The 20,763-nt window shown below is 64.7% G+C and carries 18 protein-coding genes; 14 read left to right on the top strand and 4 right to left on the bottom strand.

Annotated features, from left to right (window positions below; genetic code table 11):
- Genes E1956_RS31850 through E1956_RS31835 form a run of 4 tightly spaced genes read left to right on the top strand, consistent with a single transcriptional unit; the run spans position 1 to position 4,961 of the window.
- The gene (locus E1956_RS31850) at positions 1-1,497 is read left to right on the top strand and encodes an efflux transporter outer membrane subunit (protein WP_134756723.1); all 1,497 of its coding nucleotides are present in this window, start codon (positions 1-3) and stop codon (positions 1,495-1,497) included.
- Positions 1,494-2,777: a paraquat-inducible protein A gene (locus E1956_RS31845; protein ID WP_134756721.1), complete on the top strand. Its 1,284-nt coding sequence runs from the start codon at positions 1,494-1,496 to the stop codon at positions 2,775-2,777. The genes E1956_RS31850 and E1956_RS31845 overlap by 4 nt, the downstream gene beginning before the upstream one ends.
- The gene (locus E1956_RS31840; RefSeq protein WP_134756719.1) at positions 2,752-4,374 is read left to right on the top strand and encodes a PqiB family protein; all 1,623 of its coding nucleotides are present in this window, start codon (positions 2,752-2,754) and stop codon (positions 4,372-4,374) included. The genes E1956_RS31845 and E1956_RS31840 overlap by 26 nt, the downstream gene beginning before the upstream one ends.
- On the top strand, positions 4,371-4,961 hold the full coding sequence (locus tag E1956_RS31835; protein ID WP_134756717.1) for a PqiC family protein: 591 nt from the start codon (positions 4,371-4,373) through the stop codon (positions 4,959-4,961). Before E1956_RS31840 ends, E1956_RS31835 begins: the two co-directional genes overlap by 4 nt.
- A 93-nt stretch (positions 4,962-5,054) precedes the next feature.
- Here E1956_RS31835 and E1956_RS31830 read toward each other — a convergent pair whose 3' ends face one another.
- Complete coding sequence (locus tag E1956_RS31830; RefSeq protein WP_134756715.1) at positions 5,055-5,339, bottom strand: hypothetical protein; 285 nt, start codon at positions 5,337-5,339, stop codon at positions 5,055-5,057.
- A gap of 165 nt (positions 5,340-5,504) precedes the next feature.
- Positions 5,505-7,310: a potassium-transporting ATPase subunit KdpA gene (kdpA, locus tag E1956_RS31825; RefSeq protein WP_134756713.1), complete on the bottom strand. Its 1,806-nt coding sequence runs from the start codon at positions 7,308-7,310 to the stop codon at positions 5,505-5,507.
- A 345-nt stretch (positions 7,311-7,655) separates the two neighbouring features.
- On the opposite strand from kdpA (E1956_RS31825), the gene kdpF reads away from it, so the two are divergent.
- The 8 genes from kdpF to E1956_RS31785 all read left to right on the top strand — a co-directional run bounded on the left by kdpF (position 7,656) and on the right by E1956_RS31785 (position 16,991).
- The gene (kdpF, locus tag E1956_RS47755; RefSeq protein WP_134756711.1) at positions 7,656-7,766 is read left to right on the top strand and encodes a K(+)-transporting ATPase subunit F; all 111 of its coding nucleotides are present in this window, start codon (positions 7,656-7,658) and stop codon (positions 7,764-7,766) included.
- Between the two features lie 75 nt (positions 7,767-7,841).
- Positions 7,842-9,641: a potassium-transporting ATPase subunit KdpA gene (gene kdpA, locus E1956_RS31815; RefSeq protein WP_134756709.1), complete on the top strand. Its 1,800-nt coding sequence runs from the start codon at positions 7,842-7,844 to the stop codon at positions 9,639-9,641.
- Between the two features lie 54 nt (positions 9,642-9,695).
- Complete coding sequence (gene kdpB / locus E1956_RS31810; protein ID WP_134756707.1) at positions 9,696-11,879, top strand: potassium-transporting ATPase subunit KdpB; 2,184 nt, start codon at positions 9,696-9,698, stop codon at positions 11,877-11,879.
- A 16-nt stretch (positions 11,880-11,895) separates the two neighbouring features.
- Positions 11,896-12,912, top strand: a complete 1,017-nt coding sequence (locus E1956_RS31805) for a potassium-transporting ATPase subunit C (RefSeq protein WP_134756705.1) — start codon at positions 11,896-11,898, stop codon at positions 12,910-12,912.
- Positions 12,913-12,948: 36 nt separating this feature from the next.
- The gene (kdpB, locus tag E1956_RS31800; protein ID WP_134756703.1) at positions 12,949-15,099 is read left to right on the top strand and encodes a potassium-transporting ATPase subunit KdpB; all 2,151 of its coding nucleotides are present in this window, start codon (positions 12,949-12,951) and stop codon (positions 15,097-15,099) included.
- A gap of 38 nt (positions 15,100-15,137) precedes the next feature.
- Positions 15,138-15,836 carry a response regulator gene (locus E1956_RS31795; protein ID WP_134757918.1) on the top strand — a complete coding sequence of 233 codons (699 nt, stop codon included), beginning with the start codon at positions 15,138-15,140 and terminating at the stop codon, positions 15,834-15,836.
- A gap of 97 nt (positions 15,837-15,933) precedes the next feature.
- Positions 15,934-16,572 carry a GNAT family N-acetyltransferase gene (locus E1956_RS31790; protein WP_134756701.1) on the top strand — a complete coding sequence of 213 codons (639 nt, stop codon included), beginning with the start codon at positions 15,934-15,936 and terminating at the stop codon, positions 16,570-16,572.
- Between the two features lie 11 nt (positions 16,573-16,583).
- On the top strand, positions 16,584-16,991 hold the full coding sequence (locus E1956_RS31785; RefSeq protein WP_134756699.1) for a hypothetical protein: 408 nt from the start codon (positions 16,584-16,586) through the stop codon (positions 16,989-16,991).
- A gap of 95 nt (positions 16,992-17,086) precedes the next feature.
- Here the strand turns inward: E1956_RS31785 and dapA are convergent, their stop codons facing one another.
- Entirely contained in the window at positions 17,087-17,971 is an 885-nt protein-coding gene (gene dapA / locus E1956_RS31780; protein ID WP_134756697.1) for a 4-hydroxy-tetrahydrodipicolinate synthase, read from the bottom strand.
- A gap of 1 nt (position 17,972) precedes the next feature.
- The gene (locus E1956_RS31775; RefSeq protein WP_134756695.1) at positions 17,973-18,308 is read right to left on the bottom strand and encodes a hypothetical protein; all 336 of its coding nucleotides are present in this window, start codon (positions 18,306-18,308) and stop codon (positions 17,973-17,975) included.
- A 218-nt stretch (positions 18,309-18,526) separates the two neighbouring features.
- Between E1956_RS31775 and E1956_RS31770 the strand changes: the two genes are divergently transcribed.
- Both E1956_RS31770 and E1956_RS31765 read left to right on the top strand, forming a co-directional pair.
- Positions 18,527-18,745: a hypothetical protein gene (locus tag E1956_RS31770; RefSeq protein WP_134756693.1), complete on the top strand. Its 219-nt coding sequence runs from the start codon at positions 18,527-18,529 to the stop codon at positions 18,743-18,745.
- A 239-nt stretch (positions 18,746-18,984) separates the two neighbouring features.
- A complete protein-coding gene (locus E1956_RS31765) occupies positions 18,985-20,646 on the top strand; it encodes a hypothetical protein (RefSeq protein WP_134756691.1) in 1,662 nt (553 codons plus the stop codon).
- Positions 20,647-20,763: the final 117 nt, after the last annotated feature.

The raw sequence follows: 20,763 nt of genomic DNA, 5'->3' as shown, positions 1-20,763 counted from the left end.
ATGCGTCCCGCCGCCTTCGCGCGCCTTGCTGCGCCGCTCCTCGTCTTAGGGTTGCTGCACGGTTGCCTGCTCGGCCCCAACTACGAGCGGCCAAAGGTGGCCGTGCCCGACACCTACCGCTTCCCGTACGCGAACGCGGCGGATGTCGCCAACACCCCCTGGTGGGAGCAGTTCCAGGACCCGGTGCTCAACGACCTCGTGAAGACCGCGCTCGCGAACAACCTCAACGTGAAGCAGGCGGCCGCGCGCGTGGACGAGTTCCTGGGCCAGTTCGTGAGCACGCGTTCGGCGTTGTTCCCGCAGGCGAGCGTCGGCTTCGGCGCGTCGCGCCAGCGCGCCTCGCAGGATGGGCCGACGCCGATACCGGCCGGCGTCTCGCCGGTGTTCAACGAGTTCCAGCCGAGCGTCTCGGCCTTCTGGAATATCGATCTGTTCGGCCAGGTGCGGCGCGAGACGGAGGCGGCGCGTGCCAATGTGAACGCGGCCGAGCAGAGCCGGCGCGCGACGATCCTCACGCTCGTCTCGTCGGTCGCGACGTCGTATATCACGCTGCGCAGCCTCGACGCGCAACTCGAGATTGCCCAGAGCACGCTGGCGAGCCGCGCCGATTCCGTGCACGTGTTCACGCTGCGCCGGCAGTTCGGCCAGACCTCGGAGATGGAGCTGGCACAGAGCGAGTCCGACTATGAGGCCACGGCGGCGACCATCCCGCAACTCGAGCAGCAGATCGGACAGCAGGAAGATGCGCTATCGGTGCTGCTCGGCAGCAATCCGAAGCCGATCCTGCGCGGCCGCGCGCTCGCGGATCTCGCTACGCCCGACGTGCCCGCGGGCATGCCGTCGGACCTGCTCGATCGCCGGCCCGACCTGTTGCAGGCCGAGCAGAACCTGGTCGCGCAAAACGCGCTGATCGGCGCGGCGCGGGCCTTGTATTTCCCGCAGATCTCGCTCACGGGGCTGTTTGGCTCGGTCAGCACGCAGTTCTCGAACCTCTTCACCGGACCCGCGCGGGTATGGTCGTTTGCCGGCTCGGCAACGTTGCCGATCTTCACGGGCGGCAACATCTACGGCCAGAACAAGCAGGCCGACGCGCGCCAGCAAGAGGCGCTGTTCGCGTATGAAAACGCGATCCAGGTGGCGTTCCAGCAGGTCGACGACGCGCTGATCGCGGTGCAGAAGTCGCGCGAGCAAGTGGCGATCCAGAGCCGCCAGGTGGACTCGCTGCGCACCTATCTGCGGCTCGCGCGGCTGCGTTACGAGGGAGGCTACACGAGCTACCTGGAGGTGCTCGACGCCGAGCGCAATCTGTTCAGCGCGGAGCTTCAATTCACGCAGACGCAGGCCGCGACGCTCACGACCCTCGTCAGCCTCTACATGGCGATGGGCGGCGGCTGGGTCGTCGAGGCGGAGCGCATGAGCGTGCCCGCGCCGGCGCCCGGACAGGCGCAGGCTGCGCAACCGGCCGCGTCACAACCCGCCGCGCAGGTGCCGCAATGACAGCCGGCAAGCTCATTGCATGCCACGAATGCGACCTCCTGCAGCGTGAAGTGCCCGTGCCGGAGGGTGGGGTGCTGCGCTGCCGCCGCTGCCACGCCGAGTTCTACCGCAACCTTCCTGACAGCCTCGAGCGTGCGCTCGCGCTCTCGCTTGCCGCGGTCGTGCTGTTCGTCATCTCGAACGTGTATCCGATCGTGGGACTCTCGGTCAATGGCACGGTCGTCGAGACGACGCTGATGGGCGCGGTGCGGGTGCTGTATCGGGACGGCAAGTGGCCGCTCGCCAGCCTCGTGTTCGCGACCACGGTGCTCATGCCGATCCTGCAGACCACGGGCATGTTGTGGATCCTGCTGCCGTTGAAGTACGAGCGCGCGCCATGGGGTGGGCCATGGGTGTTCCGCTTGTGCCATCTGTGCCAGCCGTGGGGGATGACCGAAGTCCTGATCCTCGGTTTGCTGGTCGCGCTCGTGAAGCTCTCGAAGATCGCGGGCGTGGTGGTCGGCCCGGCGCTCTGGTCGTTCGGCGCGCTGATGCTGGTCCTCGCCGCGGCCGCGGCCGCCTTCGATACGCACATCCTGTGGTTGCGCGTGGCCGCGGTGGAGCACAAGGGCGGGCCGCCCACGCTCGACGAGCCGTTGCCGCCAGGCACGATTACCGCCGCGCAATGCGGTCTCGCGCTGTGCCACGACTGCGGACTGCTCGCGAGCGCGCGGCAGCATGGGCACCATTGCCCGCGCTGTGGCGCGACGCTGCACCTGCGCAAGCCCGCGAGCCTGTCGCGCACCTGGGCCCTGCTGATCGCCGCGATGGTGATGTACATCCCGGCGAACATGCTGCCGGTGATGTACACGAGCTCGCTGTTCGGCGCCGAGAACGACACGATCCTCTCCGGCGTCGTCTACCTCTGGACCTCGGGCTCATGGCCGCTCGCGATCGTCGTGTTCGTCGCGAGCATCGCGGTGCCGATGCTGAAGATTCTCGCGCTCTGCTACCTCGCGCTTTCGACGCAGCTGCACTCGCGGTGGTACCCGGTCGAGCGCACGCGCATCTACCGGATCGTCGAGTTCGTCGGGCGCTGGTCGATGCTCGACATCTACGTGATCACGATGCTCGTCGCGCTGGTGCAGTTTCAGGCGCTCGCAACGATCCAGGCCGGCAACGCGGCGATCGCGTTTGGGGCGGTGGTGGTGCTCACGATGTTCGCGGCGATGGAGTTTGACCCACGTCTGATGTGGGACGAAGCGGAGCAAGATCATGCCAGCACAGGACCCCAAGCCTGATTTCCCCGACGCCGAGGCGGTGCCGCGCTCGCGCTGGCGCCTGCAGCTCATCTGGTTCGTGCCGATCCTGGCAGTGTTGATCGGCGGCTCGCTCGCGCTCAAGGCGGTCATCGAAAAGGGGCCGACGATCACCATCAGCTTTACGACGGCCGAAGGGCTCGAGGCGGGCAAGACCAAGATCAAGTTCAAGAACGTCGATATCGGCATCGTCAAGTCGGTGACGCTCACGCCCGACCACATGCGCGTGGTGGCGACCGCCGACATCAACAAGGACGCGACCGACATGCTGGTCGACAACACGCGCTTCTGGGTCGTGCGTCCGCGCATTTCAGGCGGCACGGTGTCGGGGATCGGCACGCTGCTGTCCGGCTCGTACCTCGGCATGGACGTCGGCAACGCCAAGGCCGAGCGGCGCGACTTCGTCGGCCTCGAAGTGCCGCCCGTGATCGCGAGCGACGTGCCCGGCCGCGAATTCGTCCTGAAGAGCGCGGACATGGGCTCGCTCGACATCGGCTCGCCGGTGTACTTCCGCCGTCTGCAGGTCGGGCAGGTCTCGGGCTACAAGCTCGATCCCGATGGCGGCGGCGTGACGCTGCGCGTGTTCATCAACGCGCCGTACGACAAGTTCGTGCTGGCGGACACGCGCTTCTGGCACGCGAGCGGCGTCGACGTGACGGTCGGCTCCAATGGCATTCAGGTCAACACGCAGTCGCTGGTGTCGATCATGATCGGCGGCGTGGCCTTCGAAGCGCCGCCGGACCCACTCGACAAGACCGTTGCCACGAGCGGCTCGACCTTCACGCTGTTCCCGGACCGGACCGAGGCGATGAAGGCGCATCACCGCATCGTCGTGAAGTATGTGGCCAACTTCAATGAATCGGTGCGAGGCCTGACGGTGGGCGCACCCGTCGATTTCCGCGGCATCGTGATTGGAGAAGTGACGGCAATCTATACGCGCTTCGATCCGAAGCTGGAAAAATTCAGCATTCCGGTGGAATTCAATCTCTATCCGGCACTCTTCACGTCCCGCTACCGGAACCGTGCGGCGACCAACCCGAACGGCCGTTTGACCGACCAGCCTCACGCACTTGCAGACAGCCTCGTCGAGAAGGGACTGCGCGTGCAGCTGAGAACCGGCAACCTGCTGACCGGGCAACTGTACCTGGCCGTCGACTTCTTCCCCGACGCGCCGAAGGCCATGGTCGACTGGGACTCGTCGCCTCCAGCGCTGCCCACGATCCCCGGCAACCTGCAACGGTTGCAGGACGATGTCGCGCAACTCGTGGCGAAGCTGAACAAGATCCCGTTCGAGTCGATCGGTAAGAACACGCAGCAGACACTCGCGAGCGCCAACGCGCTGCTCAACCATCTCGATACCGAGATCGTCCCGGAGGCGCAGGGCACGCTGGTGGCGGCGCACGCGGCGCTCGGCGCCGCCACCAACGCGTTGCAGCCGAACTCGGCGCTGCAGCAGAACACCGCGGACGCGATGCAGGAGCTGGCGCGCACGGCCGCGTCCTTCCGCACCCTTGCTGATTATCTGGAGCGGCATCCGGAAGCGTTGATTCGCGGAAAGCCGCAGGAGACCCAGCCGTGAAGCGCACCTTCCTGTTCCCCGCTGTCGTGCTGATCGCCGGCCTGGCCGGCGGCTGCAGTAGTTCGCCGACCTCCAGCTTCTATCGCCTGAAGCCCGACGCCACGCTCACGGCCCTGGGCCCCGCCGCGCCGCTGTATGTCGTGGTGAACCCTGTGACCATTCCGGAGCTGGTCGACCGCCCGCAGATCGTGGTGACGCTCGCCGGCAACCAGGTGTCGCCCAATGAATTTCAGCGCTGGGCCGACCCGCTGAAAAGCGGCATCCAGCGCACAATCGCGGGCGACCTCGCGGCGCTGCTCGGGTCCGAGCACGTGAGCATCTTTGGTGCCGACTCCAGCGGGCCGCCAGTGTGGCGCGTGCGCGTCGACGTGATGCGCTTCGATTCGGTGGTGGGGGAGGCGGCGAGCGTCGACGCGCAGTGGACGATCTGGCCGCCGAAGGACACGAAGCCGATCCTCGGGCACACCTCCGCGCATGAGCAGGTGCAAGGGCAGGGCTATGACGCGCTCGTGGCCGCGCACGATCGGGCGCTGGCTTCGGTGAGCCGCGATATCGCGGCGGCCATTCAGGCGGACTTGCCGCGGTGACCTGCGCAGGCGCGGCTCTGGGGTGTCGTTGCAGTCTTCCGTGCCGGCTTCACACGTGTTGATCGAGAGGCAGCGGGGTAGCGAGAAGTGCCCTCAATTGCAGCCGTGACTGTTGGCGCTTCGATAACACGTGGTGCCGCCGGGCCCCTTGACCACGCCCTTGCCATTCATCGTTTTGGCTTCGCCGCCCCGGTTCGTCTGGGTCGTGCGCACGCCATTCTGGTTCACCTGGGATGTCCACGCCGTGCCGGTATTGCGGTTATAGCCCCCAGCGGTCTGACCGTTGCCGCAGACCGTCTCGCCACGGGCGTTCGTCGCGCATTCCGCATACGCATGGGCGCTGAGCAATGCGCATACCAATATCATCAGGGTCTTCATGGAAGTTCTCCTGCAAGCGCTGAATCCATCGAGAAAGCCTGGTTGTGCAGACCGAATCACGATGCCAAAGCAGTGGAGATCGAGGCGACTCGGTACCTACAAGTCTAGGTCGTCGCCATGCGTTTTTCTTCTGGAGCGACTTGTTTTTCTCATCGAGCGCTACGCTCAGTGGCCCAGCCACGCCCCGAGTTGTTCGACGATCGGGCCGAGCGCGAGCGCAGGCAGATAGGTGATGGAGGCGATCAGCACAACCGTGCCGATCAGCAAACTGACGAACAGCGGACCATGCGTGGGCAGCGTGCCCGTGCCTGCCGCGCGCTTGCGCTTCGAGGCGAGCGAGCCGGCAATCGCGAGGACAGGCACGATGACGGCAAACCGGCCGAACCACATCGCGATGGCAAGCATCCAGTTGTAGTACGGCGTATTCGCGGAAAGCCCGGCGAACGCGCTGCCGTTGTTGTTTGCCGCCGACGAAAACGCGTAAAGGATCTCGCTGAAGCCGTGCGCGCCGGGGTTCGCAATGCCCGCAACGCCGGCCGGCACGAGCACGGAAATGGCCGTGCCGACCAGCACGAGCATGGGCGTGGCGAGAATCACGATGGCCACCATTTTCATCTCGTAGGCGTCGATCTTCTTGCCGAGATACTCGGGCGCGCGGCCTATCATCAGCCCGGCGACGAACACCGCGAGCATCGCGTAGATCACCATGCTGAAGAGCCCCGAGCCGGGCCCGCCGAAGACGACTTCACCCGTTTGCATCAGGACCATCGGCACGAGCCCGCCCAGTGGCGAGAACGAGTCGTGCATTGCATTGACGGCTCCATCGCCGCCGCTGGTCGTGACGACCGCATAGAGCGCCGACGATACCACGCCAAAACGCGTCTCTTTCCCTTCCATATTGCCGCCCGCGAGCGCCGGTCCGTTCAGCGCGCCTGCGGCATGGGTGAGTGCCGGCGTGGCCGATTGCTCGGCGTGGATCGTGAAGGCGGCGGCCGCTGCGAACATCACGGCCATGGCCGCGAGCAGCGCCCAGCCCTGGCGCCGGTCGCCAACGATCACGCCGAACGTGTAGCAGAGGGCCGCGGGGATCAGCAGGATCGCGAGCATCTGCAGGAAGTTCGACAGTGGAGTCGGGTTTTCGAACGGATGGGCGGAGTTCGCGTTGAAGAAGCCGCCTCCGTCGCCGCTCAGCAGCTTGATCGATTCTTGCGACGCCACCGGGCCCATCGGCAGGTCCTGGCGTTGCGACGTCATGGTCTGCACAACGGCATTCCCGGCCGCATCGCGGACCGGCTGGCCCTGCGCATCGAGCTTCGGCTGCTGCCATGTGGCGAGCTGCAGCGTATGAGCGGATGGGTTGGCGGCGAAGCTCTGTATCACGCCCTGGCTCATGAACGCCGCGGCGAACAGCACGGAAAGCGGCAGCAGCACATAGAGCGTCGAACGGGTGAGATCGACCCACAGGTTGCCGACCGTCTGCGCGTCGCGTCTTGCCAGCGCGCGCATCAACGCGAACATCACGGCCATGCCGCTGGCCGCCGAGAGGAAGCTCTGCACCGTGATGCCGAGCATTTGCGTGAGATAGCTGAGCGTCGTCTCACCCGCGTAGCCCTGCCAGCTCGTGTTGGTGACGAAGCTCACGGCCGTGTTCCATGCGGAGTCCGGACTAACGGCGGGGAGCGCCTGCGGATTGAGGGGTAGCCAGCCCTGCACGCGTTGCAGCGCGTACAGGAACAGGGTGCCGGCGGCGTTGAACAGAATGAGCGCGACTGCATAGGTCGACCAGCTCATTTCGGCGCCCGCGTCGATGCCCGCGACGCGATAGAGCACACGTTCGAACGGCCGCCCCACGAAGCCGAGCAACGGCGCATTGCCGTCGATCGCGCGCGCCATGTAAAGGCCCAGCGGTTTCACCAGCGCAATCAATACAGCAAGAAAAAGGGCGATCTGAAAACTGCTGCCAGCAACCATTTCCACTCCTGCGCAATGCCCAAGCGCCAACGTGCCCCTCTATTTCACGTCGTGCAATATCAATTCAATGCAAAGAACCCGTGCTCCCGTATAAAAATGTGGTCAAGGTCGCGTCGTATATCCCGTCTATGCACAAACCCTTTCCGGATTTACGGAATTTTTATCCGGGGCCTCCTATACCTTAAGCACCCCGCAGAACACGGGGGGCACACTGCGCGCTCGGGCGCAGCGGCAACGTTTTGCCGAAACATGCTTATTGGGGAGGCGCAATGAACCTCGTCGTCTGGATGCCGCTCTTGTTCGGGCTTGGGCTGGTGAGCCTCGTCCTGTGCCTGCTGTTTGTCGATGCCTGCGAGCGTATCTAGGGAGAACGCCATGGCCTGGCTTGCCGCTGCGATATCCGCACTGACCTTCGTGTATCTGTTCGTGGCGCTCATCCGCCCCGAATGGTTCTGACGCGCCTCGCGCGCGAACGCTGCTACTGCGCTCATTCTCAATCGATTGCCTTTTCCGGCTTGAAAGGGGCTGTCCATGTGGACCTTGCCGATCATCATTCTCGTCATCGCGATTGCGATATCGATTCCGCTCAGCCGTTACATGGCCGGGATCATGGATGGCCATTTGCATGCGCCGCGCCTGCTGCGCTGGTTCGAAGCGCGGCTCGACAGCGGCGAGCAGGACTGGAAGCAGTACACCGTCGCGCTGCTCGTCTTCAACGTGGCGCTGTTCATTTTCGGCTTCGTGGTGCTCTCGCTGCAGCCGCTCATGCCGCTCAATCCGCTCGGCCGCGGCATGCTGGCGCCTTCGACGATCTTCAATACGGTCATCTCGTTCATGACCAACACGAACCTGCAGCACTACTCGGGCGACCAGCACTTCTCCAACTTCAGCCAGATCTTCTTCATCCTGCCGAACATGTTTCTTTCGGCGGCGGTGGGCGTGTGCGCGCTGAGCGCGATCATCCGTGCGCTGCGCGGCCAGCCGTTGATCGGCAACTTCTTCGTCGACATGTGGCGCGTGGTCGTTTACATGTTCGTGCCGGTCGCGCTCGTGGTGGGCACGATCTTCATTCACGAAGGCATGCCGATGACCTACGCGAGCGACGTGCAGGTGACGACGCTCGAGCCCGCCGCGATGGGCACCGACGACCATGGCCAGGCGAAGCCGCAGACGCTGATCGTCGGCCCGGTTGCCGCCGTCATTCCGATCAAGATGCTCGGCACCAACGGTGGCGGCTTCTACGGCATGAACAGCGCGCAGCCCTATGAGAACCCCACGGCGCTCTCGAATATCGTCACGACGCTCGCCATGATGATCTTCCCGTTCTCGCTCGTGCTGATGTACGGGCGCATGCTCGGGCGCATGCGGCACGCCGTGGTGATCTACAGCGTGATGCTCTCGATGATGATCGGGCTTATCGTCTGGGCCGTGTACTGGGACACCCTGCAGCCCAATCCCGCGTTCACCGCGCATCCGGCGCGCACCTATGCGCTCGCGGGCACGCACCATGACGTGACGAGCCCTGCCGTGGCGGCGCTGCCGGTCGATCAGCATCTGGGCAATCTGGAAGGCAAGGAGCTGCGCTTCGGCACCTCGGCCGGCGCCACCTTCGCCGCGATCACCACCGACGTGACCTGCGGCGCCGTCAACGCCGAGCACGACAGCCTGAACCCGATCGCGGGGCTCTCGCCAATGATCGGCATGTGGCTGAACTGCGTCTTCGGCGGCAAGGGCGTCGGCATGATCAACCTGCTGCTGTTCCTGATCGTCGGCGTGTTCCTCGCCGGCCAGATGGTCGGGCGCACGCCCGAGTATCTGGGCCGCAAGGTGGGGGCGCGCGAGATGAAGCTGGCGATGATCGCGCTGCTCGTGCACCCGATCCTGATTCTGGGGCCGACGGGCCTGTTTTCCGCCACCGACTGGGGCACGAAGGCCGAGGCGAATCCGGGCGCGCATGGCTTCAGCGAGATCGTCTATCAGTTCTCGTCTGCGTCCGCCAATAGCGGCTCGGCGTTCGACGGACTCTCGACCACCTACGGCCTGAACGCGAATCCGAACCCCGCGCCCACGGCCGTGCAGTGGGATACCGCGACGGGCCTCGTGATGCTGTTCTCGCGCTATCTGCCGATCGTGGCGCCGATCGCCATGGCCGCGTTCCTCGGCCGCAAGAAGATGGCGCCCGTCACGCTCGGCACGATGCGCGACAACACGGCCACGTTCGGCTTCCTGCTGCTCGGGACCATCATGATCGTGGGGGCGCTGCTGTTCCTGCCGGTCGCCGCGCTCGGGCCGCTGGCGGACCATTTGGGACCGCTGCCGTTCGGCGGATGACGAAGCAGGAAAAAACCGTTTCCCTTGTAGACAACGTATTCAGGATGGCGAATCATGAACTCCACTCATGCCGTTCCCGATGCGGTAAAACCGGTTTCGAGCGGTCCTCAGCCGCCGCACCACGGGCATCGTGATCAGCTGTTCGACCGCGAACTGGTGCGTCTTGCGCTAAGGCAGTCGATTATCTCGTTGCGGCCGGATATCCAGTGGAAGAACCCGGTGATGTTCGTCGTCGAAATCGGCGCCGTGCTGACCTTCGTGTTCATCCTCGAGATCGCCTTCGGCATTGCCCATAGTGCCGCGCCGCTCACGTATTTCATTGCGCTCGACGCCTGGCTGTTCCTGACCGTGGTGTTCGCGAACTTCGCGACCGCGATCGCGGAAGAGCGCGGCAAGGCGCAGGCCGACACGCTCAAGCGCGCGCGGCGCGATACGTCCGCGAGCCGCGTGCGCCGCGACGGGACCGTCGAGACCGTGCCGTCCGTGAGTTTGCATCGCGGCGATCTCGTGATCGTGCGCTCCGGCGAAGTCATCCCGGGCGATGGCGAGGTGATCGAAGGCACGGCCTCGGTCGACGAATCGGCGATCACCGGCGAGTCCGCGCCGGTCATTCGCGACGCGGGCGGCGACCGCTCCGGCGTCACGGGCGGCACTACGGTGCTCTCCGACGAGATCACGGTGCGCATCTCGGCCGATCCCGGCGAGACCTTTCTCGACCGCATGATCGCGCTCGTCGAGGGCGCGGTGCGCCAGCGCACGCCCAACGAGATCGCGCTGACGCTCGTGCTCTCCGCGTTCACGCTGATCTTCCTGATCGTGGTCGTGCCGCTGTGGCCGATGGCGTTCAACGCCGAGCAGTACATGACGAGCTACCTGGGCCTTTCCGAGCCGCTGCACAGCCTGGGCACCGACGTGCCCACGCTCGTGGCGCTGCTCGTGTGCCTGATCCCGACCACGATAGGCGCGCTGCTCGCGGCGATCGGCATTGCGGGCATGGACCGCGCGCTGCGTGCGAACATCATCGCCAAGAGCGGCAAGGCCGTGGAAGTGGCGGGCGACATCGACACCGTCGTGCTCGACAAGACCGGCACGATCACCATGGGCAACCGCCGCGCCACGGCGTTCATGCCGGTGGGCACCGCGGACGAAAACGAGCTCAAGCGTCTCGCCGCGATGGCGTCGTTCGGCGACATCACGCCCGAAGGCAAGAGCATTGCCGCTGCCGGCGGCTCCCCGCTCGCGCCGTATGCCGGCCATGCGAGCCACGGCATTCCCGGTGCGATGACGGACACGAACACCCGGGTCATTCCGTTCTCGGCGCAAACGCGCATGAGCGGCGTCGATCTCGCGGACGGCCGCTCGATCCGCAAGGGCGCGCCCGACGCGGTGATCGCGTGGGTGCACGAGCGCGGCGGCGAGGTGCCATACGGGCTCGAGGCCATCCTCAAGCATGCGGGCGCGCAGGGCGCGACGCCGATCGCCGTGGCCAACGGCAACGAGATCGCGGGCGTCGTGCTGCTCGAGGACATCCTGAAGCCCGGCATCCGCGACCGTATCCAGCGGCTGCGCGCGATGGGGCTCTACACGGTCATGGTCACGGGCGACAACGCGCTGACCGCCGCCACGATCGCGCGGCTCGCCGGCGTGGATCACTTCATTGCCGAGGCCACGCCGGAGGCCAAGCTCGGCTACCTGCGCGCTGAGCAGGCCGAGGGCAAGCTGGTCGCGATGATGGGCGACGGCACCAACGACGCGCCCGCGCTCGCGCAGGCCGACGTGGGCCTCGCGATGAACTCGGGCACGCAGGCCGCGAAGGAGGCCGGCAACATGGTCGACCTCGACAGCGACCCGACCAAGCTGATCGAGGTGGTGGAGATCGGCAAGCAGTTGCTGATGACGCGCGGCGCGTTGACGACGTTCTCGATCGCCAACGACGTGGCCAAGTACTTCGCCATCGTGCCGGCGCTGTTCGCGGGCACGCTGCCGTGGCTTGGCGCGATGGACGTGATGCATCTGCATTCGCCTACGTCCGCGATCTTGTCCGCGGTGATCTTCAACGCACTGATCATTCCGCTGCTGATTCCGGTTGCGCTCAAAGGCGTGCGCTATCGCGCGCTCGGCGCCGACGCGCTGCTGCGCCGCAATCTGCTGATCTGGGGGCTGGGCGGCGTGATCGTGCCGTTCGCGGGCATCAAGCTGATCGACGTCGTGATGACCGCGCTGCACCTCGTTGCCTGACGCCAAGGGGAAAGTCATGCTACGCCACATTTCAAAGAGTCTCTGGCTGCTGGGTCTTGCCGTCGTCCTCGTGTGCGGCATCTACCCGGGCATCCTGTGGGTGATCGGCCAGACCGCCTTTCCGTTCCAGGCCAATGGCAGCGTGGTCAAGGGCCCCGACGGCAAGCCCGTTGGCTCGCTCCTGATCGCGCAGCCGTTCACGAAGGACGAGTACTTCCAGCCGCGGCCGTCTGCGGTGTCGTACGACGCCACGTCGTCGGGATCGTCCGGGCTGGGTGCCGCGAACTACGCGTTGCGCGACCGCGTCGCGCGCGCGATCGGACCGATCGCTCAATATGCTGGCGGACCGAACGCTGGCAAGCCCGTCGCGCCCGACGTGGAAGCCTGGTTCCAGGCGGACCGCTTCGGCGGCCAGCCGCATATCGTTGCGCAATGGGCCAACGCACATAACAGCCTGGCGCAAGCGTGGGTGAACGCCGATCCCACACATGCGGCCTACGTCGACGCATGGGTGAAGCAGCACCCGAACGACGTGAAGCAGTGGATTGCAGCGAATCCCGGCATGCCGCAGCCCAAGGCAGCCGATCTCGCGGTGCCTTTCTTCGCGTCGTTTTCGACGGAGCATCCGGGCAAGTTCCCTTCGGCGGTCACGCACAAGGACAGCAACGGCAAGGACGTGACCACGATCGAACCGGTGAGCACGGGCAGCGATATCCAGTCGATGTTTTTCGACATGTGGCGCCAGGACCATCCCGACGTCGCGCTGCAAAACGTGCCGGGTGACCTCGTGACGACGTCGGCTTCGGGTCTCGATCCCGACATCACGCTCGCGAACGCGATGTTCCAGCTGGACCGTGTCGCGGCGGCGTGGGCGAAGGACACGAAGCGCGATCCCGCGCAGGTTCGCACCGAGGTCGAGGGGATCTTGCACGATGCGACGCAGGCGCCGCTCAACGGGCTGGTGGGCGATCCGTTCGTCAACGTGCTGCAGGTCAATCTCGAGCTGCGCCGCAGGTTTGGGGCGCCGGCATGACGATGCTAGTCGCCGGCCGTTGAATACGAGGAAAGCATGACTACTTCCGCTCAACCACCTGTCCATCGTCCCGGGAACCTTGGCCAGACACGCACGGCAGCACGCTCGATGTTCGATCCGGTGCTCGTGAAGCCCGCGATTGTCGATTCGTTCAGAAAGCTTGCGCCGCGCACGCAACTGCGCAATCCGGTGATGTTCTGCGTGTACGTGGGAAGCCTCCTGACGACGATTCTGTGGGTGGCCGCGCTTGCCGGCCAGGCCGAGGCGCCGGCCGGCTTCATCCTCGCGATTGCCCTGTGGCTGTGGTTCACCGTGCTGTTCGCCAACTTTGCCGAAGCGCTGGCCGAGGGGCGCTCGAAAGCGCAGGCGGCATCGCTACGGAGTGCGAAGCACAACGTGATGGCCAAGCGGCTCGGCGCACCGCATCCGAAAGCGGCCGTGGAGGTCATGGCTTCGAAAGATCTGCGCAAGGGCGATGTCGTGCTGGTCGAAACGGGGGACACGATTCCGGCGGACGGCGACGTGATCGAAGGTGTCGCGTCCGTTGACGAGTCCGCCATCACGGGCGAATCAGCGCCGGTGATCCGCGAATCCGGTGGTGATTTTTCCGCGGTGACAGGGGGCACGCGCGTGCTGTCGGACTGGATCGTCGTGCGGGTTTCGGTCAATCCGGGAGAGGCCTTCCTCGACCGCATGATCGCGATGGTCGAGGGCGCCAAGCGGCAGAAGACCCCGAATGAGATCGCGCTGACCATCTTGCTGGTGGCCTTGTCGCTCGTGCTGCTGTTCGCCACGGCGACGCTGCTGCCGTTCTCGATCTTCGCTGTCGAGGCAACCAGGGCCGGACATGTCGTGACCGTGACGGTTCTTGTTGCGCTCCTCGTATGCCTGATTCCGACCACGATCGGCGGCTTGCTGTCTTCGATCGGCGTCGCGGGCATGAGCCGGATGTTGCAGGCGAACGTCATCGCCACGTCGGGCCGCGCGGTCGAAGCGGCCGGCGATGTCGACGTGCTGCTACTCGACAAGACCGGCACCATCACGCTCGGCAACCGGCAGGCGTCGGCATTCGTGCCCGCACCGGACGTTTCGGAGCACGACCTTGCCGATGCGGCACAGCTCGCATCGCTGGCCGATGAAACACCGGAAGGCCGCAGTATCGTCGTGCTGGCCAAGCAGCGCTTCAATATCCGCGAGCGTGACATGAGCGCGCTGCACGCCACGTTCCTCGCGTTCACGGCGCAAACGCGCATGAGCGGTGTCGATTTGCCGAACCGCGAAATTCGCAAGGGTGCTTCCGATGCGGTGAAGCACTATGTCGAGGCGCACGGCGGCCACTATCCGGCGGAAGTCATCAACGCGGTAACCGATATCGCGCGACGCGGCAGCACGCCGCTGGTGGTGGCGCAGAAGCCGGGCGGCCATGACAGCGTGGATAGTGGTCCTGCGCGCGTGCTTGGCGTGATCGAGCTGAAGGATATCGTCAAGGGAGGCATCAAGGAGCGCTTTGCCGAGCTGCGCAAGATGGGCATCCAGACCGTGATGATCACGGGCGACAACCGGCTGACTGCTGCCGCGATTGCAGCCGAAGCCGGGGTGGACGACTTCCTTGCCGAAGCGACGCCGGAAGCCAAGCTCGCGATGATCCGCTCGCACCAGGCGCAAGGGCGTCTCGTCGCGATGACCGGCGATGGCACCAACGATGCGCCCGCGCTCGCCCAGGCCGACGTCGCGGTGGCGATGAACACGGGCACGCAGGCCGCCAAGGAAGCCGGCAATATGGTCGACCTCGACTCGAACCCGACCAAGCTGATCGAGATCGTCGAGATCGGCAAGCAGATGCTCATGACACGCGGTTCGCTCACGACGTTCTCGATTGCCAACGACGTTGCGAAGTACTTTGCGATCATTCCGGCTGCATTCGCTTCGACGTATCCGAGCCTGCGTGTGCTCGACGTGATGCACCTCTCGTCGCCATCGTCGGCTATTTTGTCGGCGGTGATCTTCAACGCGCTGATCATCGTCGCGCTAATTCCGCTCGCGCTCAAGGGCGTGCGCTATCGTGCGCTCGGCGCCGCGTCGCTGTTACGCCGCAACCTGCTGATCTACGGCCTTGGCGGAATCCTTTTGCCATTTCCGTTCATCAAGCTCATCGACATGGTGCTCACCGCGCTCGGATGGGGCTGAACCATGAGGCATTCGTTGCGGCCCGTGCCGGTATTGTCATGAGCGAGCCAATGGCCAGCGTTGTCGTGATCGAGGACGACAGGTCCATTCGCCGGTACGTGCGCGCTTCGCTGGAGAGCGAGGCGATGCGTGTGTTCGACGTGGAAACGGGGCTGCAGGGTCTCGCCCTGGCGGCCACCGCCAGACCCGATCTCGTGATCGTCGATCTCGGCTTGCCGGATATGGACGGCCTGGACGTGATCCGGCAACTGCGGGGCTGGTCCGCTATTCCGATCATCGTGCTCTCGGGCCGAACGCGGGAGGACGACAAGATCGCGGCGCTCGATGCAGGCGCCGACGATTACCTGACCAAACCCTTCGGCATGGCTGAATTGATGGCGCGCATCCGGGCACTGCTGCGCAGGCATGGCCGATCCGTGGCAGCGGACCTGGCGACGGTGTCCTTCGGCTCGATCACCGTCGATCTGGCGGCGAGGCAAGTGCAGGTCAACGGTGAAGTCGTGCATCTGACGCCCATCGAGTATCGCCTGCTGATCGCACTCGTGCGTCACGCCGGCTGTGTGCTCACGCATCGTCAGCTTCTGCAGGAGGTCTGGGGACCCGCGCATGCGGAAAGCTCGCAATATCTGCGGACCTATATGGCTCATTTGCGCCACAAGCTGGAGAGCGATCCGGCTCAGCCCGAACACATTGTGACGGAGACCGGGGTGGGTTACCGGCTCCTGGGCGTCAAGTAGAGCGGGCCCGCGCCGCCCGATTCTTTACGACATTTTTTCTTGCTGCGTATCTTGGCCGTCCCTAGACTTGAATAAACGACGATGCAAGGGAGTGGTCATGTCGAAGCGAAATCTGTCGCGGTCCGGGCATAAGGTGCACCGGCAGACTGGGCGTGGTGTGGGCAATGTCGTGCTAAGACGCTTTGACCCATTGCACGACTCCTATGAGGAGCTCACGGTGCTGCTGCATCGCGCTTTCGCGCGTCTCGGGATGATGGGGCTGAACTGCACGTGCGTGGATCAGGACGCGGCGCTCACGCAACGCCGCGCACAGGCTGGCGACTGCTTTGTTGTCGTGGGCAACGGCAAGCTGATCGGTACGATGACACTGTATTCGCGCGATGCGGAGTCGCGCTGCGAGCACTATCGACAGCGTGACATCGCTTCGGTTCGCCAACTGGCGATCGATCCTTCGTGGCAAAACCGCGGCATCGGCAAGTCGCTACTGGCTTTCGCCGAGCACTGGGCCGCAACGCGCGGCTATGCGGAGCTCGCGCTCGATACGCCTTATCCTGCTGCGCATCTGGTTGCCTTTTATCGTTCGCAGGGTTATCGCATTGTCGACACGCTGCGGTTTCCAGGCAAGGTCTACGACAGCGCGATTCTCAGCAAGGCGCCCGTCGTGGCCCGGACGCTGGCGGCGTGGACGCACCAGATCGCTCTGCCGCGTTCGCGGTTTGTGCGCTTTGCGGCATGAGGGGCAATGGCATGCACGAACCTGAGCGAGACGCCAACAATCCCGATCCATTGAGCGAAGCGGAACGTGCACGTCTCAAGACATTGATGCGTTCGCGCGCCTGGCTGAAGATCGTGATCTTCACGATATGCGTCGACCAGGTCCTGACTGCAGTGTTTACGTACGTTGGTCAGATGATCGATCCAGCCATGGCGGGGATCGAATCGCTGGTCTTTAGCTGTTTGACCTGCGTGTTCGTGAGCAACTGGCTGGTTAGCGATGCGCGCGCGGCTTGGGACAATGCGAAGAAACACGGGCACGTTGCAACGACGCGCTCCGGTTCCGGTGGCCGCGAACTCAATATCGCCGATGCCTGCCCGCGGCGCTGGCTCGTCATGCTTCACATCGAGTTGAACCCGGAACTCGCTGAGATCGCCTGATTTCAGCAAATCTTGTTTCCAATGATCGTGCGGTGCCTCGAACAACCGACGCTTGCTGTGTCGCGCCGGCTGTTCGGTTGAAAGTCACGCCAAAGTCACGCGATAGCCATCGGCAATTCCGCGCGCAGCGCTTGCAACACTTCGCGCGCTTGCACCAGCCGCTCACGCAGTTCGTCGTGGACCGGTGTGATGGGCATGCGGGCTTCCGGTGTAATGCGTCCCTCGAGGGCAAGCATGGCCTTGATCGCCGAAGGATTGGGCGCGGCAAACAACAATTTCAGCACCGGACGCAGTTGCGCGAAGATTCGGCAGGCCGTGGCGGCTTTGCCCGCCTCCATCAGCGTTTGCACCTCGATCAGCAGATCTGCGCAGACGTGCGCGCTTGCCAGAATCCCGCCGCGTCCCCCGGCGACGAGACATTCCGTGAACGCCTCGTCGGTGCCGCATAGCATGTCGACAGGGACATCGCCGAGCGCACTGAAGTGCTGGCTCGCACATGCCTTGATGGCGACGACGTTATCGAGTTCGGCGAGCCGGCGCACCGTGTCCGGATCGATCGCGACGCCCGTGCGGTGCGGCACGTCGTAGAGCACGATGTGTCGGTGCGTGGCCCGCGCGATCTGCTGGAAATGCCATTCAATCCCGGCCTGACCGGGGCAAACGTAAGCCGGTGCGGAAACGAGAAAGCCCGACACGTCCCAGCGTTCGAGCCGCTCAATCTCGCGCACGAAATCGCGGGTATTGATGCCTCCGACGCCGGCCAGCACCGGCAAGCGTTGCGCAACGACGTCCGTGATCGCCTGGAGCACGGTCGCGCGTTCGAGATCGGACAGCAGCGCTGCCTCGCCCGTCGTGCCCAGCGCAACGAAACCGGCAATGCCACTGCGCGCGTAATGGTCCGTGAGCGCCTGCAGGGCTGCGACGTCGACTTTGCCCCTGCGAAAAGGGGTCACCAGCGGGAGCCAGACTCCGGAATACATATCAGCAGGCCTCTTCGCATTCGTGGTATTGAACGGAGCCAATGACGGCTTCGGGCAAAGTGGCCAACAGCGTGTGCAAGGTGAAAGCGAGGTCCTCGGGCGCGATGTCGAATCGTACCCGCACGCGGTCGCGCAAGACTTCGGTGTGGGTGACGTAGACGCCGAGCGGCGAATGTAGAAGGGTGCGGAGATGAGTGCGTGGGACTTCCGCAGCGAGTCCCGTGAGGCAGACGTCGAGTTCGGCGCGCTGTGCATGCGAAGACGTGGTGCCGGCGCGCAACAGGCGGGCGTTATCCGGAATGCCGTCGCGCAGGGCGATGAGTTGTGCTGTGTTCATACCCAGGGTTTGCCTTGAAGTTTGTCGAGGTAAAACCAGCGTAGCCTCAAATGCATAAGGGAAGTGTTAAAAAAATGCCTGAACCGATATAACGTGTGTCATCGCGCGCAGGATAAAACGAGGCGTTTATGAATTGCTGATGCCCTTTTACGCGACTTTTAGATTGAATCCATTAGGCTTGAAGCATGAAAGTCACCATGCTTCAACAGGACTGCCGTATGTCTCATCTGGCGTATTTCACACATCGAATCGGCCTTCGGAAGCTGGACGATATCGGAGCAAGAGTCGAGCGCAGGCGCGCGCGTGTGCGGTTCATGCGCACGCTCGTCATTGCCGGGGCGCTCGTTGCTGTCGTCGCGGTCGCGTCGGGCTGGGCTGTCGCGGGCCTTGCCGCTTACGTTGCATCGCTCGCGCCGCTGATCATTCTTTCATGGTGAACCGGGAGAATAGATAGTTTGCGATACTAATCGTATCCAGCCGGGCTTCGCATCGCTTGCCAGGCGACGCATCACGCCGCGATCTTTAATCAGGCCCATCGCAATGCAGGTGGCGCCTCAAATGTGCACAAGCCCACATCCCTGCAACAAATCCTTCACGAAGAGCCTATACGGTAGCGTCGATTGACCTCGAGTTCGTCCGAACAAGAAGCATTCAATTCCTTACGGAGACGTTACAAATGGCCATCGCAATCGATCGTTCCGCATTTCGTCCCACGCTTCTGGCTCTTGCCATCGCCTGCGCCAGCACCGGCGCCATCGCCCAGCCCGACTTCGGCGGACCGGGCATGCTGGTCGTGAGCCGCAGTGTCTACGACAACCTGTCCAGCAACGTGCAGACCGGCGAGGTGCTGCCGCCCCAATGCGCAAGCACGCAGGCCGGCTGCCCTTCCGGCAACGGCGCTACCAATGACGGCACCTACCCGTACGTCTGGAACAACGCGCTCTACGATGCGAGCTTCGGCGTCACGGCGCGCGTCTTTCTCGACGCCATCACGCCGGGCGGCGAAGTCGTTCACTCGCTCGAAGTGCCGAACAGCCTGCATCCCGGCGACGGTCACGACCAGCTCGTGACGAGCTTCAGCTCCAAGTCGGAGCTCGCGCTCAACCTCTCGGCGGACGGCCGCTACCTGACGTTCATGGGCTACGTCGCGCCGGTCAACGCCATCGACGTGTCGAATTCGAACACGCCGGGCGCGAACGATCCGACGAATCCGGATGGCGTGGCGTACTACCGCGCCGTTGCGCGCGTCGACCGCGAAGGGCACTTCACCTTCACCGAGACCAACGCCTATAGCGGCAACAACGGCCGCGCCGCGATCCTGAACAACAGCAACGCGAACGGCAATGGCGACGGCTTCTACTACACGGTCGGCAACGCGGGCAACGGCTCGAACCCGCAGCCCACGAACGTGATTCTCGGCGCGGGCTCGCAGTTCATCACGGCCACGCACGAGCACGAAGCGCAGCAAACGCCGGGCACGCCCGCGCCGCTCGCGAGCTTCTCCGTCACGGAGCTTGGCGCGAAGGCCGACAAGGTGGGCAAGGATGACAACTTCCGCGGCCTGACCGTGTTCAACAACGTCGTGTACTTCACGAAGGGCAGCGGCGGCAATGGCGTGAATACGGTGTACTTCGTCGATACGACGGGCACCGCCTGCCCCTCGGGCGTGGGCGTGCCGGCGCAGGGCGCGAAGCTGCCGACGCAACCGCTCGCCTATAACCCGGCGACGGTGCAGGCGAGCGGCCTGCCGAGCAACGTCTGCGTGCTCGCGGGCTTCCCGACTACGCCGAACAAAACGGCCACCACGACGGCCTATCCGTTCGGCGTCTGGTTCGCCGACGCGAACACGCTCTATGTCGCCGACGAAGGCGATGGCTACGCGGGCGGCACCGACCTGGACACGCACGCTGCGGCGCAGACCACCGCGGGCCTGCAGAAGTGGGTGTACAACGCGAACACGAAGTCGTGGAAGCTGGCCTACACGCTGCAAAACGGCCTTGGCCTGGGCGCGCCCTATACGGTGCCGGGCTATCCGGGCGGCACGAACAGCGTGACTGGCCTGCCGTGGGCGCCGGCCACCGATGGCCTGCGCAATCTCACCGGACATGTCGATGCCGACGGCACGGTCACGCTCTGGGCCATCACCTCGACGGTGAGCGGCAACGGCGACCAGGGCGCGGACCCGAACCGCCTCGTCGCGATCCGCGACGTGTTGCACAACACCCAGTTGAGCGGCGCGGCGCAGGAGCACTTCGTCACGGTGCGCAATGCCGGTTTCGGCGAAGTGCTGCGCGGTGTTTCGCTCGCGCCGGGTGCCATCAACGGCAAGTGGTTCTGAGCACGGGGCAGGGCCTGCCGGTTGCGTGAGCAGGCCCCCTGAGCCACGCGGTGGCGAGGGGTACAAGCGGGGGACAAGCACGGCAGGGCGGCACGCCGCCCTGCCGTTTTCACATCC

It is taken from the genome of Paraburkholderia pallida (assembly GCF_004524855.1).
Lineage (GTDB): Bacteria > Pseudomonadota > Gammaproteobacteria > Burkholderiales > Burkholderiaceae > Paraburkholderia > Paraburkholderia oxyphila.
The sequence above is the reverse complement of the archived record's forward strand: the minus strand, read 5'-3'. Positions and strand labels throughout refer to the sequence as shown.

What these genes read in the sequence shown, in the direction of transcription:
- E1956_RS31850 (WP_134756723.1), top strand. Translation starts at nt 1, where the DNA reads ATGCGTCCCGCCGCCTTCGCGCGCCTTGCTGCGCCGCTCCTCGTCTTA.
- E1956_RS31845 (WP_134756721.1), top strand. Translation starts at nt 1,494, where the DNA reads ATGACAGCCGGCAAGCTCATTGCATGCCACGAATGCGACCTCCTGCAG.
- E1956_RS31840 (WP_134756719.1), top strand. Translation starts at nt 2,752, where the DNA reads ATGCCAGCACAGGACCCCAAGCCTGATTTCCCCGACGCCGAGGCGGTG.
- E1956_RS31830 (WP_134756715.1), bottom strand. Translation starts at nt 5,339, where the DNA reads ATGAAGACCCTGATGATATTGGTATGCGCATTGCTCAGCGCCCATGCG.
- kdpA (WP_134756713.1), bottom strand. Translation starts at nt 7,310, where the DNA reads ATGGTTGCTGGCAGCAGTTTTCAGATCGCCCTTTTTCTTGCTGTATTG.
- kdpF (WP_134756711.1), top strand. Translation starts at nt 7,656, where the DNA reads ATGCCTGCGAGCGTATCTAGGGAGAACGCCATGGCCTGGCTTGCCGCT.
- kdpA (WP_134756709.1), top strand. Translation starts at nt 7,842, where the DNA reads ATGTGGACCTTGCCGATCATCATTCTCGTCATCGCGATTGCGATATCG.
- kdpB (WP_134756707.1), top strand. Translation starts at nt 9,696, where the DNA reads ATGAACTCCACTCATGCCGTTCCCGATGCGGTAAAACCGGTTTCGAGC.
- E1956_RS31805 (WP_134756705.1), top strand. Translation starts at nt 11,896, where the DNA reads ATGCTACGCCACATTTCAAAGAGTCTCTGGCTGCTGGGTCTTGCCGTC.
- kdpB (WP_134756703.1), top strand. Translation starts at nt 12,949, where the DNA reads ATGACTACTTCCGCTCAACCACCTGTCCATCGTCCCGGGAACCTTGGC.
- E1956_RS31795 (WP_134757918.1), top strand. Translation starts at nt 15,138, where the DNA reads ATGAGCGAGCCAATGGCCAGCGTTGTCGTGATCGAGGACGACAGGTCC.
- E1956_RS31790 (WP_134756701.1), top strand. Translation starts at nt 15,934, where the DNA reads ATGTCGAAGCGAAATCTGTCGCGGTCCGGGCATAAGGTGCACCGGCAG.
- E1956_RS31785 (WP_134756699.1), top strand. Translation starts at nt 16,584, where the DNA reads ATGCACGAACCTGAGCGAGACGCCAACAATCCCGATCCATTGAGCGAA.
- dapA (WP_134756697.1), bottom strand. Translation starts at nt 17,971, where the DNA reads ATGTATTCCGGAGTCTGGCTCCCGCTGGTGACCCCTTTTCGCAGGGGC.
- E1956_RS31775 (WP_134756695.1), bottom strand. Translation starts at nt 18,308, where the DNA reads ATGAACACAGCACAACTCATCGCCCTGCGCGACGGCATTCCGGATAAC.
- E1956_RS31770 (WP_134756693.1), top strand. Translation starts at nt 18,527, where the DNA reads ATGTCTCATCTGGCGTATTTCACACATCGAATCGGCCTTCGGAAGCTG.
- E1956_RS31765 (WP_134756691.1), top strand. Translation starts at nt 18,985, where the DNA reads ATGGCCATCGCAATCGATCGTTCCGCATTTCGTCCCACGCTTCTGGCT.